We start from the raw sequence: 17,640 nt of genomic DNA on the forward strand, positions 1-17,640 counted from the left end.
CGATTAGACAAGACGAAAACCCACCTTCCGCGTTCGGAAGGTGGGTTTCTTCGTGCATGCCTATGCGATTATCTGCCGGCTCTCGCCGAACGGATCATCAAGTACAGCAAGTACGGCGCGCCGATCAGGGCGACGACGATACCGGACGGAATCTCTTTCGGCGCGAGAACGATGCGGCCGAGCCAATCCGCGGCGACGAGCAGCGTGCCGCCGAGCAGGATGCCGAGCAGCATCGACCGGCGGTGATTCGGTCCCGCGAGCATACGCGCGGCGTGAGGCGCGAGCAAGCCGATGAAGCCGACGGCGCCGACGACCGACGCCGCGATGGAGGCGAGCAGCACGGCGATGAGCGCGACGGCTAGCCGCGTGGCGCGCACGGGCAAGCCGAGGCCGAGCGAGCTCTCGTCGTTGAACGACAGCAAGTCGACGCGACGGCCGAGCCACCAGCCTAGCGGTATGAGGATCAAGACGAACGGCAGCAGTTGCCAGAACTCAGGCCAGCTGCGCGCGTACGTGCTGCCCGCTAACCACGCGAGCGCCGGCGCCAAGGTCAGCTTCGCGTGAATGACGAGCATGTTGATGACGGCCGCGCCGGCCGCGGCGACGGCGATGCCGACGAGCGTCAGCACGATCGGGCTAAGCCCGCGCCGCCAGGCCGAAGCGTAGACGATCGCGGCGGCCAGCAGCCCGCCGACGAACGCGCCGACCGGCATCCAATCTGCCGGCAGCTGCGGGAACAGGATGATGAGCGACAGCGCGCCGACGCCCGCGCCGCTCGAGACGCCGACGATATGCGGATCGGCGAGCGGGTTGCGCATCGTGCTCTGCATCAGGCTGCCGCTGGCGGCGAGCGCGATGCCCGCGAGCAGCGCCGTCAAGAGACGCGGCAGCCTCAAGTCCACGACGACCTTCTCGTGGATCGGCGTCCCGTTGCCCGTCAACGCCGCGATGACTTCGCCGGCGGACAAATGGTTGCTGCCGCTCATGAGCGCGCCGATGCATACGACGACGAGCAATGTCGCGAACGCCGCGACGAGGAGCCAATAAGGCGCCCTTCTGGCGAGCACGCCGACCTGCATCGAAGAACCGGCCGACGAAGTGGACGAGCTGATCAGCTTCGATGCCCTGAGCGCCAGCCAAATGATCCAAGGCGCTCCGACGAGCGCCGTGATCGCTCCTGCCGGCAGCTCGCCGATCGCGCTGCTCGCGAACGTGCGGGAGAGCGTGTCCGCGCCGACGAGTATCGCCGCGCCCCAGAGGGCGCTGACGGGCAGCAGCCACGCGTGCCTCGTCATGCCCGAGAGCTTCACGATATGCGGAGCGATCAACCCGATGAAGCCGATCGGGCCGACGATGCTCACGCTGACGCAAGCGAGCACGATCGCGACGCCCATCGAGAACACGCGCGTCTTCGTGACGTTCTGTCCGAGCGAACGGGAAGTCTCCTCGCCGAACGCGAGCAGGTCGAGATGACGGACGGAGAGGAGAACGACGACGAGGCCTCCGATGACCCACGGCAATGCGAAATGCACGCCGCTCCAGTCATTCTGATTCAACGAGCCGGAACCCCAGATGAACAGCCCTTGCGTCTTCTCCTCGAACAGCATCTGCAGCGCGCTGGTCATCGAGGACAGCACCAAGGTGACGATCATGCCTGACAACGCGATCCGGATCGGCGTGCTCTTGCGGCCGCCGCCCATTCCGAATACGGCGAGCGCGGCGAGAACGCCGCCGAGCACCGCCATCGGAAACGCGTACTGGTGCAGCAGTCCCGGCCAATAGATCGTTCCTAGCACGACGATGAGGTACGCGCCCGCGTTCACGCCGAGCGTCGTCTCCGACGCGAGCGGGTTGCGGGTCACGCTCTGCATGAGCGCCCCCGCGACCGCGAGCGCCGCCCCCGAGAGCAGCCCCATGACCGTCCGGGGCAGCCGCATGCCGTTGATGATATGATGCTCCGCGATATCCTTCGGGGACACGATCGCTTCCACGACCGTCTGAACGGACATGCGGTTGAGCCCCTGCGTCAAGCTGAGGAACGTCAGCAGCGCCAGCAGCGCCGTTCCGCCCAGCAGCATCGCGAACGGTTTCCAGCCCGCTCCGCTGGAAGCGGAACGGGCTGGACCGTTGTTAGAAGAAGCAGGCGCTATGCCTTCGTTCTTCGTGATCTCCATTATTCACCCAACAGAACTTTCGTCGTGCGCTCCGCCATCACTTTGGCGGCGTGCGGTCCGCCGTACGGCCAGGTGTCCCCGCCGAGCGCGTACGAGCGATTCTCCTTCACGAACGTCAGCCCGTTCCATACGGCGTTCTTCTCGAGCATGCCGGCGACCGGCTCATCCGTCGTCATATGCAAGTAGTTCGCGTCTTGCACGGCAGGCAACGCCTCGACGTCCTTCGTGGAGAAACCGTAGATTTCGAATTGCTCCGGCTTATAGGCGTTCTTAAGACCGATATGCTCGAGAACCTTGATCGCCAGCGAGTTGTCCGTAGACAACCGGATCGCGACCGCGTTCTGGTTCGCGTACGGCATCGCCAGCACGATCGGCGCGCCTTCCTTGCCGGCCGCGGCGAGCTTCGCCTTCAGGCCGTCGTAAGTCGTCTGCAGGTCGGCGAGCACCGTTTCCGCTTCCGCGTTCTTGCCGACGACGTCGGCGATCGTCTTGAACGTGTTGACCATCTCTTGATACTGGTCGCCGCTGCCTTCCGGCGGATACGGATCGAACAGCAGCGTCGGCGCGATCGCGTTCAATTGATCGTAAGTCGCTTCATGACGGAATTTCACGCCGATGATGAGGTCCGGCTCGAGCGCCGTGATCGACTCGAGGTTCGGCTCTTGGCGAGTGCCTACGTCTTGCACGTCTGCCGCCAATTCGATCGGCAGCGACACGTAGGACTTCATGTTCTCGATGTCCGCGACGCCGGCGGGCTGTACGCCGAGCGCGAGCAGGTCTTCCGCGTACGTCCATTCGAGGACGACGATCTTCTTAGGCGTGCCTTTGACGATCGTCTCTCCGAGCACGTGCTTAATGGAGCGCTCCGCATCGGACGCAGGGCTCTCGGGAGCCGCGGCGGAAGGCGACGCGGATGCGGTCGATGCCGGCTCGGAAGCGGACGGCGATGCGCTTTGGTTAGCGTTGTTGTTGTTGCCGCAAGCGGCGAGCAATACCAGCACGACGGATAGGACGACGAACAAGGACAATCTTCTCTTTAACAATTTCTTTTCCCCCTATGTACGATTGCGATAATCGTGATTTGAATTGTGCTCTAAGAGATGGTGGATCGGTGACCGGACGGTGTTGATAGCGATTCTCAGGTGAACTCAACAGTGATAATGATAATTGTTCTCATTATAGGTGTCAACCCTTTGGACTCGTAAAAAAAAGGCGAAAAAGTGAACGCGCTCCCCGTTACATAACGAAGGCAGGCGCCCCCTCCCGGAAGTTCGCCTGCCTCGTCGCGCCGCCTATAATCATCGCGCCCTCTATTCGCTCCCTCGCTCCAACCGCAAGCCTACGCCAAGCCGCATCGCTTCGCGCCAGTAATGACTGGCGACGGAGATATCGAAGACGGCCAGCCCCATCGGATTGAAGAAGATCGGCCGCTCCGTCTCTCCTTCCGCCAGCGCGTTCCGGCAGACGACGTCTTGAAGCGAGCGCGTATCCTCTTCGCGCAAGCCTCTCAGCAGATGCATCTGCTCGATGTCCGTATTCTCGCGGCATACTTCCCGCCAGTCGTCCACGACGACGAGCGGATTCGCGCTCGCCAGGCTCGCCGGCTTATAATCCCGAAGCGAGACGTTCAGCAGCAAAGCCCCCGGCACCGGCGCTTCGTCGATGTATCTCGCCGCCGATACCGTGCACGTCGCGACGACATTCGCCTCGCGATATGCCTGCCGCCAGTCGCTCGCGACGGTCGCGATCAACCTCAACCGTTCCGGTACGGTCGCTGGATCGATCCCCCGCACGTCGTACAGCAGCACCCGCGACAACGTCTCTCCGAACGCGTCCGCGAACATCTCGAGATGCAGCCGCCCGATCGGCCCCCACCCGATGATCGCCAGCCGCAGCTCCGGCGACCGCCTTGCGGCGACATGCTTCTTCATCATCAATCCGCTGACCGCCGCCGTCCGTATGCCGCTCAGCAGCCCGCTCCGGATGAAAGCCACGGGCTCGCCCGTGGCGCTGTCGTTCAGCGTGATCGAATTGTGCGCTCGCGGCAACCCCTGGCTCGGATTGCCTGGGAAGCTCGCGATCCACTTGATGCCGGCCATCCCGACTTCGCCGCCCACGTACGCCGGCATGGCGATGATCCGGTTCGACGGATCCTGGTAGCGCAAATACGTCTTGAGTGGGCTCGCGCACTCCCCCGCGTCCCGCAGCTTCACGATCGATTCGGTCAGCCGAACGAGCCGAGGCCAATCGATTCCGATCTGCCGGACATGGTCGTTATGCAAATAAATCATCTTTCCATCCCCTATGCCAGGCTCGCGCTTGGGTCGCAGCCCAGCTCCCGCCGTACCCAATCGTCGTCGTACACCGTCGTTAAATACCGCTCGCCCCGGTCGGGCAGTATCGCCGCGCACACCGCGCCCGCGGGTATCCCTTCGCTTAGACCGAGAATGGCCGAGATGACGCCCCCCGAGGAGGCGCCCGCCAATATCGCTTCGTCCCGGACGAGCGCCCTGCACCCGCGCACGCATTCGATGTCCGACACCTTAGAGACGATGTCCGCGATATCTTCCCGGTACAGCCCCGGGACGATCGCCGCGCCGAGCCCCGGAAATTTCCGAGAGCCCTTCTCCCCGCCGAAAATCACGCTCCCCGACACGTCCACCGCCACGAGCTTCGTCGCCCATCCGCGGCTTCGGACGTAGGCCATGCAGCCGCTCAGCGTTCCGCACGAGCTGACGCCGCAGAACAAATAGTCGATCGGTCCGAGCGCGTCTCCGATCTCCTTCATCGTCGTCTCCCGATGCGCCGCCGCATTGTCGGGATTCGCGTATTGATTCGTCCAATAGGCATGGGGAATTTCCTCTGCCAGTTGCCTCACTCTGCGAATTCGCGCGGGCAAGAACTCTCCCGTCCGTTCATCCGGCACGGACACGAGATCGACTTCGCCGCCGAAGGCGCGAATGATGCTCTTGTGCTGCTCGGTCGTGCGCGGGTCGACGACGCAGATGAACCGTAACCCCACGTATTTGCACAGCTGCGCCAGACTGATCGCCAAGTTGCCCGAGCTAGACTCGATGATGACGCTGTCCTTCGTTACCTCGCCGCGGGAGATCGCTTCCCGAAGCATCGTCAGCGCCGGCCTGTCTTTGGCGCTGCCTCCGGGATTCATCCATTCCAGCTTGCCGTACACCTCGAACGGCGCATGACGGAACAAGCGCCTTAACCGGATGAGCGGCGTATGTCCGATCGCTTGCGTAATCCCTCCGTCCAGGTTCACGCGAACCATCCTTTACGTGTAGTAAATTTTTTTATTCTTCACGGCCCCGCGATGGATGTCGTCGTCGTAAGCCTCTCCCGTTACCTCGATGCCGCCAAGGATGCCCGCCCGAATCATCCCGCCGATGTCGGGAATGCGATCGGCCAGGTCGTCCCGGATCCGCGCCAACGTCTCGCTCTCCGCACCCTTGCCGTACACGGTGACGCTTAACGCGTTATCTCGGACATGTACCCGTATGCTCGCCTCCGCCAGATGGCGAAAGACGACGCCCTCGATGTCGTAGATGCTGATTTTCTCCCCGTGCTTCAGATCCGGACCGATTCGGCGTACCAGACTCGCGAAGCTCATTCGCTCCGCTCCGTCGATCTCGATCGGCCTCAGATCGCGAACGACGTCGTACGTGACGTACCGCAAAGCGGGAAATGCGTCCCTGACCGCCGAAGTCAGCACGAGCACGCTCTCCGAAGGCTCGGATAGCGGTTCGAAGCCGGCGCCCAGCGCTTCCGTTCCTACGCCTTCCGCAAGGATGCCGTCCGCGAACACGTACCGGCCGTGCTCGTGCGAGTAATGCGCGATCGTGCCGATCTCGATCGATCCGTACGTATCCGTAATCCGCTTCGCGTCGATGCGCATGCGCTCCGCGACGCGCGCGATCCACCCCGGCGAAGCCATCTCGCCGACGAGCACGATGTGCCGTATCCCGTAAGCCGCCGGGTCGTCCGATGCCAGCATGATCCGATCCAAGATCGATGGCATCGTGTACAGCACCTCGGGCTTGAAAGTCGCCAACCGTTCAAGATGATGGGCGATCGGCAGCTGGAACGACAGCGATTCGACGGTCATCCCGAGCTGCCGGAACACGGCGGACGCCGTCGCTTCGGCGTGCCCCGTCCCGACGTCGGACATGGCCGTGCGATACCCGTAGCGGCCCAGAATTTCCCGGAATACATCCAGCTTGATGCGCATGTACTCCTCTTCGTCGCGAGGAGAATAGAAGATCGCTTTGCGGCGCCCCGCGCTCGTGCCTGACGTCCGGTAGACGCGATAGCCGTCCGCATGGGCCAGCGGATTGTCGTCTGCGTAATAGTGCGCTTCCAGTACCGAAGCCGTGAGGAGCGGCAATTGTCCCAGCTCGGAGACGCGGTCGGACGTAGCGCCGGACCACGTCTCATACCAGGCAAAGCGGTCCGCCGCCCGGCCGATAAGCTCCCTTAACGGTACAAGCAATCGACGATCACCCTCATTCCTTGCTGCTTCTACACCATATGTCGGCCTACCTCTGTTCGTTCTTTTTTCGGATACGGATGAGGGGCAAGCAAGCGGGCGATTTCGTATGATAAGGCATATTCGCACGTCGAGGGGGAGAAGCGGTCAAGTGAAGAAGCAGCGCGTATCGCGCGTCGGCAGCAAGCTGGCGAAGACGGGCGTCGTGAGTAGAAGCCGCGTGCTCGCGGCCCATGTGCCGGCAACGCGCCGGTTCGGCCGCGAACGTCTTCGAGCCATGTTAAGAAGGCACGGAATGGTGTACGTGAAGCCGAATACGGGTTCTCAGGGCATAGGGATCTTGCGCGTGGACACGAAGCGCGGACGGTATCGTTATCGGAAGGGCATGCAGTCGCGGACGTTCGCTTCGTTCGGGGCGATGTACGGCGCGATGCGGAGCTTTACGGATGGCAGGCGTTATCTGGTACAACGGGGGATTCATACGCTGCGGCGCAACGGCCGCGTGTTCGATTTCCGCGTCATGATTCAGCGAAATCCCGCGGGCAGATGGGAGTGCACGGGAACGGCCGGACGCGTGGCGCATCCCGGGAAGATCGTTTCGAACGGCAGCCAGGGCGGAACGATCTACTCCGCGAACGCGCTGCTTAGGCCGATTGCCGGCAGAGCGGGCGCGAAGCGGGTGCAGCGTCGCATGAATCGGCTCGCGAGACTGACCGCCGCCCAATTCGGCCGCGCCTATCCGGCCATGAACGAGCTGGGCATCGACATCGCGGTCGACCGGCGGCTGAAGCCTTGGATACTCGAAGTGAACACGGCGCCGGATCCGTGCCCGTTCACGAAGCTGAACGATCGGACGGCGATACGGAGAATCGTGAGGTATGCGCGCGCATACGGCAGGCGCTACAGCCTAACGTGCAACAAGGCGAAGCGCGGGGGTTAACAGCGCGAGGGGACCGCACGATCCGTGCAGCCCCTCTTAAAACCGCGCTATGCCGGAAGACGGATCGTGACCGTCGTCCCCTCGCTCGGAACGCTATCCAGCTGCAACCCGTAATCGGAGCCGTAATAGAGCTGGATGCGCTCGTTGCTGTTCTTCAGTCCGATGCCGACATTGTCGCGCGCGGTTGCCGCCGAATCGCCGCCGTCCGACGGTTGCCCGTGAATGGCCGTGCGTACCTCCTCGAGACGTTCCGGCGACATGCCGGTACCGTTGTCGCTGATCTCGAATAAGATCCGCCCCTCTTCCCGGATCGAACGAACGGCGATGCGCAGATGCCGGTCGTCAGTGGAGCCATGTATCAGAGCATTCTCCAATATCGGCTGGAACAACAGCTTCATTAACGGCATCTCGTACAAATCCGGGTCGACATGTACGTCGATCGTCGCTTGCTTGCCCGAGCGGAAGTTATACAAGAACATGTAGTTCTGAATATGCTCCAGCTCTTGCCGCACCGTGGCGGACGTGTCCTTCGTATTGACGCCGTACCGGAGCAGCTTGCCGAGCACGAACACCATATGCGATACTTGCGCGTCGCGGTTCATCTCGGCCGCCATGCGGATCATCTCGAGCGTATTGTAGAGGAAGTGCGGGTTGATCTGGCTCTGCAAGAGCTCCAGCTCCGCCTTGTTCTTGCGCAGCCCGAGCTTGTACACCTCTTCGATCAGCTCGCCGATTCTCTGGATCATCCGGTTGAAGTGCAACCCGAGCCTGCCGATCTCGTCCTTGTTGCGAACCGGGAACCGGATATCGAAGTTGCCGACTTGGACGTCCTTCATGATCGTCTCCATGCTCTTGAGCGGACGCGTCAACAGCGTCACGGTGACGATGGCGGCGGCAAGCGCGAGCAGCATCGACGCCATCGTGATGAGCGCCGTCGTATTCCTCGTGCTCGTCGCATGCTTGAGAAGCTCTTGGTACGGGGTCGCCACGATAATCGTCCAGCCGCTCTGCTTGGACGTGTCGAAGTTGCCCATGTACGCTTCTCCGCCGTACGTGAATTTGAACTCGCCTTTGCCGCGGAACCCGGCGTGGCTCGCGCCCAACCGCTTAACGTACTCCGTGAAGCTCCCGCCGCCGCTCTGCAGAATCGCCTCTCCCGTGTCGCTCAGCACGATCGTGCGGCCTTTCGTCAAGTTGTCCAGCTCGCCGATGATCGTCTCGAATGACGTCAGGTCGGAGTCGATGACCATCGTACCGACCCGATGCAGGTCGAACTTGCTGCGCAGCTCCCTGACCGTCGTCAGCAAGTACCGCTCCTGCCCGAAAAAGTCCTTCACGAGCTCCGTGCCGACGACCGCGCCCCGCCCTTCGTTGCGCTGCGCGAAGCTCGTCCACTGCTCGTACTTGAGGTGCGCGTCGGGGCGGTTCGTATTGTTGTAGAAGGCGTGCCCTTCGCCGTCGAGGATGTAGACGCTGCTTCGGTTCATGACGTTCTGCAGGAAGTTGACGTAGAAGCTCATCTTCCGCTCCTTGTCGAACGAGTTGCCCGGCAGCGACAGGTCCGCTTCGAAGTTCTCGAAGTAGAGCAGAAGCGACGAGAACCGTTCGATCTCCCGCGTGGAGTCGTCCAGCTCGCGAAGCATCTTGTCGATTATGCTATGCGTGTAATCCTCGGCGTTCTTGCCGATGTTGTCCTTGAAGTTGAAGTAGGCGAACACGTTCGAGCCGAACACCGGCACGAACAAGAGGAGCAGGAAGATCCAGATCAGCTTATTCGCCAGGCTCGCGTTCAACCACAAGGCCGCCGCACGTCTCGTCCACTGTCGCAAGGGATGCCGCGCCCCTCTCCTCGATTAAGTCATTCGATTGCGATAATCGCTCGGGCTCATGCCGACGATCTTCTTGAACACCTTGCTGAAATAATCGGCGTCCTTGTAGCCGACTTGCTCCGCTACCTCGTACGACTTGCCCCGCGTGCTTTTCAACAGTTCCTTCGCCTTCTCCATCCGCTTGCGCGTCAGAAAATCGACGAACGTCTCGCCGGTTTCCTTACGGAACAGGTCGGACAAGTAATTCGGGTTCAAATACAGGTCGCCGGCGACCCTTTGCAACGTTAATTCGTCGCTAAGATGCGCGATAATGATTTTCTTCGCTTCGTCGATCCATCGCTTCTCTTTGTTCAAGAGGACGGACGCGCGCCTGCGCGCCGCCTGCTCGTACGCCTGCATCGAGTATCGGGCCAACTCGTCGAGCGTATCGTAATCGAGCAACGCTTGGACGTAGTCGTATCCTTGCCCGAACAGCTCCGCGAACAGCGCTCTCATCTGCTCGTGTTCGACGTTCAGCCTCGTATACAGCTCCGCGAACAACTGCACCGCCAGCGACGGGTGGGCGTATTGAGCTCTGATCTTCTCTTCGATCGTACGGAAGAGCTCCCGGATCGATTGCGTCTTGCCTTTCTCGATGCCGTCCAGAAGCCGGAATAGATAGTTGTCCGTCAGATCGGCCCAATGGCTTCCGCCGAACTTCCGCCGCGCCTCCTCGTCCTCGATGATGCCCGATTCGCCGCGGTAGAACCGATGCTCGAGCAATTGAAGCGCTTCCTCATAGCTGCGCTTGAATTCCGTTACTCCGCAAGCAATCCGGCCGACGCCGATGCTGAAGCCGACTTTCGCGTATTGCTTCAGATTGGTCTCGATCTTGCGAAGAGCATCGGAGAATCCGGCTCCTTCCGCCTGCCCGATAATGACGGCGATGACGCCGTCTTTGGCGAACAGCTCGTAACCGAAGCCGTCAGGCATCGTATTCTGTACGACGTTGCGGACGATGAACGCATGAATCTGGGCGTTCGGTTCTCCGATCGATTTCACGAGCGCCTTGTAGTTGTGAACCGCGATCAGAACGACGCGGTAAGGAGGTTGGCCGAAGTCGATGCGATAGTGCTCGTACTTGCCCGTGAGCGGATCGCCCGTCGAGCCGCCGCTCTGCAAGAGCCGCCAAAGAACCTGCTCCTTCAACAGGGGCAGGCTCTCGTTCAACCGGATTTGCTCGTGGATCTTCAATTCGTTCGATTGCTTCGCGCTTTGGTGCCTCTCTTCCGCTTGGCGGAGCAAGTACGCGAGCTTCACGCTATCGATCGGCTTGACCAAGTAGTCGAACGCGCCGCTCTTGAACGACTCCCTTACGAGCTCGAAGTCGTCGTAACCGCTCAGCACCAGCTTCTCGATCTGCGGATATCGCCGGGTTAATTGCCTTACAAGCTCTCTGCCGTCCATTACCGGCATCTTGATATCCGTAATCAGAAGGTCCGGCAGCGTCTCGGCGGTTAGCAAGTAATCCATCACTTGTTCCCCGTTGCTAGCGTCGGCGACGACCTCGTAACCCCGGTTCAAGTTACGGATCATGTCCTTCAAGCCGTTGCGAATGAATTCCTCGTCGTCCGCGATTGCGATTCGGAGCATTGCGGCACCTCCCCGAAGTCGATTCCTGCTCCGCTTACCCTTTGACCGATCCGTGCGTTATACCGGCAAATATATACTTCTGCAGCGACAAAAACAAGACAATCGTTGGAAGCATTACCAGCACGATGCCCGCGGCCATGACGTTGAACGAAGTCGAAGCGAATTGGCCGGTGAACATCATGAGCGCCGTCGTCGCGGTCATTAGATCGACGGAGGACATGTACAAGTATTGCGTAAACATATCGTTATAGATGAATATGGATTTCAAGATGACGACCGTGGCGGTCGCAGGCAGCAATAACGGGAAAATAATCGACCGAAAGATGCGCAAGTAGGACGCTCCGTCGATCATCGCGCTTTCGTCGAGCGACATCGAGAGCCGTTCGAGAAATTGCAGATAGATCCAGATCTGAATGATATCCGTGCTGAGATAGATCAGTACCGGCGCTCCCATCGTGCCCGTAAGGTCCAGCCAATGCACGACTTGATAGACCATGATCTGCAGCATGGTGCCCGGCACGATCGCCGCGGCCAAGTAGAGCAGATGGATGTACTTCTTGAATTTGAAGTCGAACCGGTTCAAGCAATATGCGGTAATCGCCCCTAGGACGACGCTTCCGCAGGCTCCGCAGACGACGAGCACGAGGCTGTTCTTCAGAGCGTGCAGCAGATGGCCTTCGTGGATGACCCGATCGAAGTTGCCCAGCGTCCATTCCTTCGGAAAAGCGATCGGCGTCGATTGAATATAATCCGCGTCGGTCTTGAACGATGCCAGCAGCAGCACCAACAGCGGCACGATGACGATCAGCGACCACACGACTAACGGAACGTATTTGAACGCGCCCACGGCTTTGTTCATTTCGATTCACCCCGCATGATGACGATTCTCTGAATGAGGGCGAGCACGATGATTAACAAGATTAACAGTACCGACAATGCGGCCGCCGGGCCGTAGCTGTTGAACTTCGTGTACAAGAGGATGACGTAGTACAAGAAGGTGTAGCTGGCGTCTCCCGGTCCCCCCTGCGTGATGATAAGGGACTCGCCGAACGCCTGCAAAGCGCCGGACAGCGATAGGAACAAATTCAACTCCACGATTCTGCGGATGCTCGGGAACGTAATGTAACGGAACTTCTTCCAGCCGCTGCAGCCGTCCACTTCCGCCGCTTCATAAATTTCGCGGTCTACCGACATTAACGCCGCTAAGTAGATCACCATCGTATAGCCGAGATAACGCCAGAACGAGATGAAGGCCAGCGAGAACGTGACGAGGTGCTCGTCGCTGAAGAACCGGATCGGGCTTGCTCCCAGCTCCTTCAGGAACATATTGATCGGTCCGGCACGATAATCGAACAAGTAGTTGAACAAGTAGACGACGGCGGAGAAGTTCAGGATGAACGGAACGAACAGGATCATCTTGAACGCCGTCTTCCCCTTCAGCTTGCCCGCGAGCAACACGGCGAAGAACAGGCCGACGACGTTCTGGACGATGCCGTTCAACGCGTAGATGCCGTTGTTCTTCAGCGCTTTCCATACGGACATATTGGTCGATTCTTGCACGAAGTTATGGAGGCCGACCCAACTGTACGAATCGCTGATGCCGTTCCAATCCGTGAAGCTGTAGAATACCATTCGTGCCGTCGGATAGACGAAGAGCATGGCCATTAGCAGCATCGGCACGAACAGAAACCCGCCGAGGAGCAATCTCCTCTGAAGTTTGTAGCTCAATGGCTCTCCTCCTGATGCAAACGGAAATCATCATAGGAGATCACGATGATTTCCGTCCGGTCTCTCGATTGCGAATGATTATTTTCTAGCCGATGCCCAGATATCGTTCAACGCTTTGCTTTGTTCGTCCGGCGTGCGGATGCCGACGCCGATCTCGGAGAAGAACTTCGTATAGTCGATTCGTCCTTTGTCGTTGGCTGCTTTGAATTCCTTCAGATCCGGCTTCAAATACACCTTCACCGGGTTCGCCGCTTCGAATTCCTGCAGGAACGGGTACTCTACCGTTACGTTCTTGTTCGCGGACAGCATGCCCGTCTTCTTCGCGTAGTCGGCGTATTTCGTATCCATGAGGAACGAGTAGAACGCTTTGGTCGCTTCCATGTTCTTGGCGTCTTTGTTGATCGCGAGTCCCCAGTCCGCGCGGAACGGCGCGCGTTGCTGGCCTTCGTTCGTGAACGGTAGCGGAACGAATCCGTAGTCCGCTTCGGTGAATCCGGGTCCCGTCAATTGCGCGAACATCGAGTTCTCCCCGAGGTACATGCCGCTCTTGCCGTCTTGGAAGTCCTTCTTGAACGGTTCCCAGTCGTAGGAACCGGTGTCTTCCTCCATGATGCCCGCCTTCGCGATCGTCTGGATGAAGTTCATTGTCTTAACGTAAGGGTTGTCGGCAGTGAACGGAGCGTCCGATTCGAGCATTTGCTTCTGCAACTGCTGAACGTCGTCCACGAGACTCTTCGTATAGACGTCGTAAGTGAAGTACGTCCAGCCAGGCTTCGATACGCCGACGTAGCCGATTTTGCCGGATTCCTTGATCTTCTTGCCCGCTGCAATCAGCTCGTCGAGCGTCTTCGGCGCCGTCAGCGACAGCTCGTTGAAGATCTTCTTGTTATAGATCAAGCCTTCCGTAACGAGACCGTAAGTGAGCGCGTACGTGTTGCCGTCGAATTGGAATACGTCGTTGCCGACCCAGTTGCCGACGAACGGAAGATCGTTAAGCGGCAGGAACGTCTTCGTGATGACGTCCGCTTGCAGGTCGCCGGTCGGCAAAGTGACGATGTCGGCCACGTCGTTCGCCGTAATTTTCACTTTCAGGTCGTCGACGAAGTTTTTGCTCGTGGACAGGGTAACTTTGACGTCCGGGTATTGTTGGTTGAACTCCTTGATCATGTCCGGATACCAGCTCGTTACGAGGTCGTCCCGGTACGTGAACAGCGTAACTTCGCCTTCCACTTTCGCCGCTTCGCTCGGGGCTGCCGCCGACGCGCTTGCTTCCTGCGAGGCCGAAGGCGATGGATCCGCGGACTTGCTTGGTTCGTTGTCGTTGTTGTTGCCTCCGCATGCGGTGGTGACGAGCGCGAGCGATAACAAAGTCGAGAACAATACAGACTGTTTTTTCATTCCGTAAACTCCCCTAACGTTATAGTCTTTGGTGGAAAGATGGCCTCTTTCTATAATCAAAGTTACCATTCGGCGAATCGCGGCCCCATGCAATATTGTTGTATTTGATGGAAAATCTTCAGATCATTCCGGCTACGAGTGAACGAACCGACCCGGATGACGAGTGGTTCCCATGTGCACACAAGTCCGGTCACTCGCCCGACAACTCATTATGCACAGCTGAAAGCAGAGCTGCGACGCTTTTCAGTAGCTTGGATGAATTCGGAGTGTCTTCTTTTCAGCCTAATTCAGTGATGCCGTTATTTCGCAAGTGTAAAATAGCCCCCACCTGTTAATCAGATGGAGGCTCAAGCTTAATTCGTTGAACTGACTTTTTGGGACTACTTCATTGAATCTGCAAAATACTTCACAATAGGCGCTGCGACTTCATTGATCGTTTCAACGCCGGCGAGCCCTTCTTCATTAAACAAGGTGAATTTTATTAATAAGTTATTAAAAGACAAAATGATATCATTATACCCTAAAACAAACTCATTGTTCTTCAATGTACTTGAACCTCTTGAGTTCCAATACACAATATCGTTACCAATGTAATGATTAAGGTAAATCAAATCAATGAATAGAATTTGCTTTTTATTTGAACTTTGAAAAATAATTCTTCTTTGAGTGCTGTTTTCATTCTGTTCACCATCAACAGTTAAGTACTCGCGATTATCAAATGCCAGTGCCTTATTCACTGCAATAATAGATAATGGGGACTCAATAAAGTTAAAATTTGGTATTGTCAATTTTGAAAGGTCCTCAGATATTGAAGAGTATCTTTCATAGGACAACATCTTCTTATTGTCTTCTTGAACTGAAGTCGTTAATGCAGAACTCGGTTTTGCCTCTGCAACATTGCTGCTTTCATTATTACATCCAGTAGTGATTACAAAAACCGCTGCTAGTAGTAGTAATTTGATTTTATTCCTCATTAGATTAGGTGGGATGAATGGCTCCAACCGACTACATTTTCATCAGGCGCCCATCCACTAGCTCCTTCGTAATACATTCCGATTAAAGATCCGCCACCAGGGGAATATTTTCTATAAGCAGCCTGTCCCGCACCATATCCACCGGCTCTATATTTGTTGATTTCATAGTACGTTCTACCGGGAACCTGTGCAGATTGTTCAACGGTTGTACTTGAGTTGTCCGTTACAACATATTTTCCACTTAAACTAAGAGAAGCGTTTAGTTTGGCCAGAAATGCAACTTTAAATTCAGCAGTTGCATTAATATTTGCGGAAACTTCCCAGTTTGTCGTTTTAGAAGTCTGTTGGGTGTATTTTAAGCTGATTGGAGTCGTACCGGCACTGTTTGTATTTTCAATCCAAACCTTTCCGATAAAAAATCTCTTCTGGTCATATTGTGTACTACTTTGAACATAACTGTCAAAAACATAGGAAAATCCGTCATTAGGTACTCTAGACTGCGGACCGTCATAATTTCTAGGTTGAACTTGAATCTTCTCCCCGGAAGAGGACATTTCCCATGCATTAATTGCCGGAAGTTCGTATTTTTTTTGACGTTCAATCTCAAAACTATCAGGTTGGTCACTGTAATTCTGAACAGGTTCATTTGCAGATGCATAAATTGGTGTATCGATGGTTAGTAGAGCTAGAAGGGAGACGACGAACAAAGATTTTTTCAACATTCTCAACCCCTGCCTTTTAGTTAATTTGCAAGGAAATCTCGTCTACTAAACGAAGATTGGTGCTTTACACACCAAATTGTATTGAGTGCTGGCCAGCTGTTCAAAACAAGACCTTACGCTATTTACTATAAATCAATCTCTAAATCTAACAAGTTCTAAATATTTTAGCCCCATTTTCCGATAATTCCTTTTCCTCTAACATTTTGAATTGCTTCTATAGTATTGCTAGCGTTCAGTTTCTTCAACAACTGATTAATCTGGTTTTTAACCGTCCCTTCAGACTTATGAAGTTTATGTTGAATTTGTTTGCGGGTATACCCCACTTCAAGATAATGGAACACTTCGCGCTCGGCATTACTCAAAGCACTTAGCCGCAATTCTTGATTCACCTTAGAGAATTGGTCAATTAATATATTAAAAGGGTTAACCTCGCTACTTGCCGTTCGAATTGCGTTGGGTAAGTACTTATAATTATTCTTATTGATATAATTCACCGCACCGGCAGTAAATGACTGAATAATCAGTTGTTCATCTTCATAGGGTGACAACATAATAAGTTTACAATCTGAACAATCTAGGATATCAAAAGCGATAAGTATACCGTCAACAGGTAAATCTGATAAGTTTAAACTCAATAATACGATTTCAGGATTGCATGTTTTCACCATTTCTACCGCTTCTCTGTGGTTCGTCGCAATACAGACAACGTTAAAATCCTTTTCAAATTCTATAATCTCTTCTAATTCTGATAGAAATGTCTGATCATTCTCCACAATACCAATCTGGATAAGTTTATTTTTCACAAGGCACCTCAATCTCGTCTGAAATACTTCTAGGTAGCCTCACCATTCTAACAAAATAAAAATGTAGATCTTGTCGCTTGATGTCGAATTTTTATATCATTAATTCGTGTATTATTTTCCAACTTATTATTTATTGGGAGCGCAGCGTGGAGGAGCTGTAAGCGATGACCCGGGGTTATTAGGCGACTCGTTCACGGAACCGAAATAGTACTGATTTCCATCGTGTAATTGAAAGGATGAATCAATCGTTAACAGCGGAACTACCCAACAATGTCAGGATGACCGACAGCGCCTAAAATACGGGAGTTGCTCCATCACTCATTTTGAGGCAGCCAGTATGACATACATGAGTATCAATCATGCGTAGCACTCTGCAGGAGCGTCTTGCCGCACGCGGTTACAGTAAGCGCCACATACGCATGTACGCAGAATCAGGTGTTGCTGCTAGACGCTTCCAGCCGTATTTGTCTATGGCACCGGACTTGTTGTACGGGCATTCGTCGATTTAGTGTCGTGATGCGCTGCTATTGCGAATCTCTTTTAAGAGGCTATCGAGCAACACAAAAAGCACCCGCGAGGGTGCTTCTTCTTGTTGACTCCAGCCTGGCAACGTCCTACTCTCCCAGGACCCTGCGGTCCAAGTACCATCGGCGCTGGAGGTCTTAACGGTCGTGTTCGGGATGGGTACGCGTGGAACCCCTCCGCAATCATCACCAGACCAGAAGTCATTCGAATCAAGGCTTGCGCCTTGAAAACTGGATGCGAAACAAAGCGTTGGTGAAAGTTTATGAAACATCCGTTGGCCATCCATGTCATTAGGATAAGCCCTCGACCGATTAGTACTCGTCAGCTGCACGCGTTGCCGCGCTTCCACCCCGAGCCTATCAACCTCGTGTTCTTCAAGGGGTCTTACGAATTGGGAAATCTCATCTTGAGGCA

Annotated in this window: 14 protein-coding genes and 2 rRNA genes; 1 reads left to right on the plus strand and 15 read right to left on the minus strand. The window is 56.1% G+C overall.

The genetic code is table 11. The features are described from left to right. Positions 1-68: 68 nt before the first annotated feature. From fhuB to ACFQZG_RS24085, 5 genes are all read right to left on the minus strand, one after another. On the minus strand, positions 69-2,174 hold the full coding sequence (fhuB, locus tag ACFQZG_RS24065; protein ID WP_378157222.1) for a Fe(3+)-hydroxamate ABC transporter permease FhuB: 2,106 nt from the start codon (positions 2,172-2,174) through the stop codon (positions 69-71). Further along, positions 2,174-3,217: an ABC transporter substrate-binding protein gene (locus ACFQZG_RS24070; protein WP_378157224.1), complete on the minus strand. Its 1,044-nt coding sequence runs from the start codon at positions 3,215-3,217 to the stop codon at positions 2,174-2,176. Before ACFQZG_RS24070 ends, fhuB begins: the two co-directional genes overlap by 1 nt. 267 nt (positions 3,218-3,484) lie before the next feature. Next, positions 3,485-4,465 carry a 2,3-diaminopropionate biosynthesis protein SbnB gene (locus tag ACFQZG_RS24075; protein WP_378157226.1) on the minus strand — a complete coding sequence of 327 codons (981 nt, stop codon included), beginning with the start codon at positions 4,463-4,465 and terminating at the stop codon, positions 3,485-3,487. 11 nt (positions 4,466-4,476) lie between these two features. After that, on the minus strand, positions 4,477-5,460 hold the full coding sequence (gene sbnA, locus ACFQZG_RS24080; RefSeq protein WP_378157228.1) for a 2,3-diaminopropionate biosynthesis protein SbnA: 984 nt from the start codon (positions 5,458-5,460) through the stop codon (positions 4,477-4,479). Positions 5,461-5,463: 3 nt separating this feature from the next. Then, entirely contained in the window at positions 5,464-6,678 is a 1,215-nt protein-coding gene (locus ACFQZG_RS24085) for a phenylacetate--CoA ligase family protein (protein WP_378157230.1), read from the minus strand. 148 nt (positions 6,679-6,826) lie between these two features. On the opposite strand from ACFQZG_RS24085, the gene ACFQZG_RS24090 reads away from it, so the two are divergent. Next, positions 6,827-7,615: a YheC/YheD family protein gene (locus ACFQZG_RS24090; RefSeq protein WP_378157232.1), complete on the plus strand. Its 789-nt coding sequence runs from the start codon at positions 6,827-6,829 to the stop codon at positions 7,613-7,615. A gap of 47 nt (positions 7,616-7,662) precedes the next feature. On the opposite strand, the gene ACFQZG_RS24095 is transcribed toward ACFQZG_RS24090, so the two are convergent. The 10 genes from ACFQZG_RS24095 to ACFQZG_RS24140 form a co-directional block, all read right to left on the minus strand. Further along, entirely contained in the window at positions 7,663-9,444 is a 1,782-nt protein-coding gene (locus tag ACFQZG_RS24095; protein WP_378157234.1) for a cache domain-containing sensor histidine kinase, read from the minus strand. A gap of 24 nt (positions 9,445-9,468) precedes the next feature. Beyond that, positions 9,469-11,076, minus strand: a complete 1,608-nt coding sequence (locus ACFQZG_RS24100; RefSeq protein WP_378157236.1) for a response regulator — start codon at positions 11,074-11,076, stop codon at positions 9,469-9,471. Positions 11,077-11,110: 34 nt separating this feature from the next. Beyond that, positions 11,111-11,935, minus strand: coding sequence for a carbohydrate ABC transporter permease (locus ACFQZG_RS24105; protein WP_378157238.1), 825 nt, complete (start codon positions 11,933-11,935; stop codon positions 11,111-11,113). Next, positions 11,932-12,804, minus strand: a complete 873-nt coding sequence (locus ACFQZG_RS24110) for a carbohydrate ABC transporter permease (protein ID WP_378157240.1) — start codon at positions 12,802-12,804, stop codon at positions 11,932-11,934. The genes ACFQZG_RS24105 and ACFQZG_RS24110 overlap by 4 nt, the downstream gene beginning before the upstream one ends. Before the next feature lie 78 nt (positions 12,805-12,882). Continuing rightward, positions 12,883-14,202 (minus strand): ABC transporter substrate-binding protein, encoded by a 1,320-nt coding sequence (locus ACFQZG_RS24115; protein WP_378157242.1) that lies wholly within the window; start codon positions 14,200-14,202, stop codon positions 12,883-12,885. Between the two features lie 380 nt (positions 14,203-14,582). After that, the gene (locus ACFQZG_RS24120) at positions 14,583-15,203 is read right to left on the minus strand and encodes a hypothetical protein (protein ID WP_378157243.1); all 621 of its coding nucleotides are present in this window, start codon (positions 15,201-15,203) and stop codon (positions 14,583-14,585) included. Further along, entirely contained in the window at positions 15,176-15,895 is a 720-nt protein-coding gene (locus ACFQZG_RS24125; RefSeq protein ID WP_378157245.1) for a hypothetical protein, read from the minus strand. Before ACFQZG_RS24125 ends, ACFQZG_RS24120 begins: the two co-directional genes overlap by 28 nt. Before the next feature lie 167 nt (positions 15,896-16,062). Then, on the minus strand, positions 16,063-16,701 hold the full coding sequence (locus ACFQZG_RS24130) for a response regulator transcription factor (protein WP_378157246.1): 639 nt from the start codon (positions 16,699-16,701) through the stop codon (positions 16,063-16,065). A 601-nt stretch (positions 16,702-17,302) separates the two neighbouring features. Further along, positions 17,303-17,419: ribosomal RNA gene (rrf, locus tag ACFQZG_RS24135) — 5S ribosomal RNA — on the minus strand. 98 nt (positions 17,420-17,517) lie between these two features. Then, a 23S ribosomal RNA gene (locus tag ACFQZG_RS24140) occupies positions 17,518-17,640 on the minus strand; the annotation flags it as partial.

Origin of the sequence: Cohnella sp. GCM10027633 (assembly GCF_042675445.1) — a bacterium.
In the GTDB taxonomy this organism is placed as follows: domain Bacteria; phylum Bacillota; class Bacilli; order Paenibacillales; family Paenibacillaceae; genus Cohnella.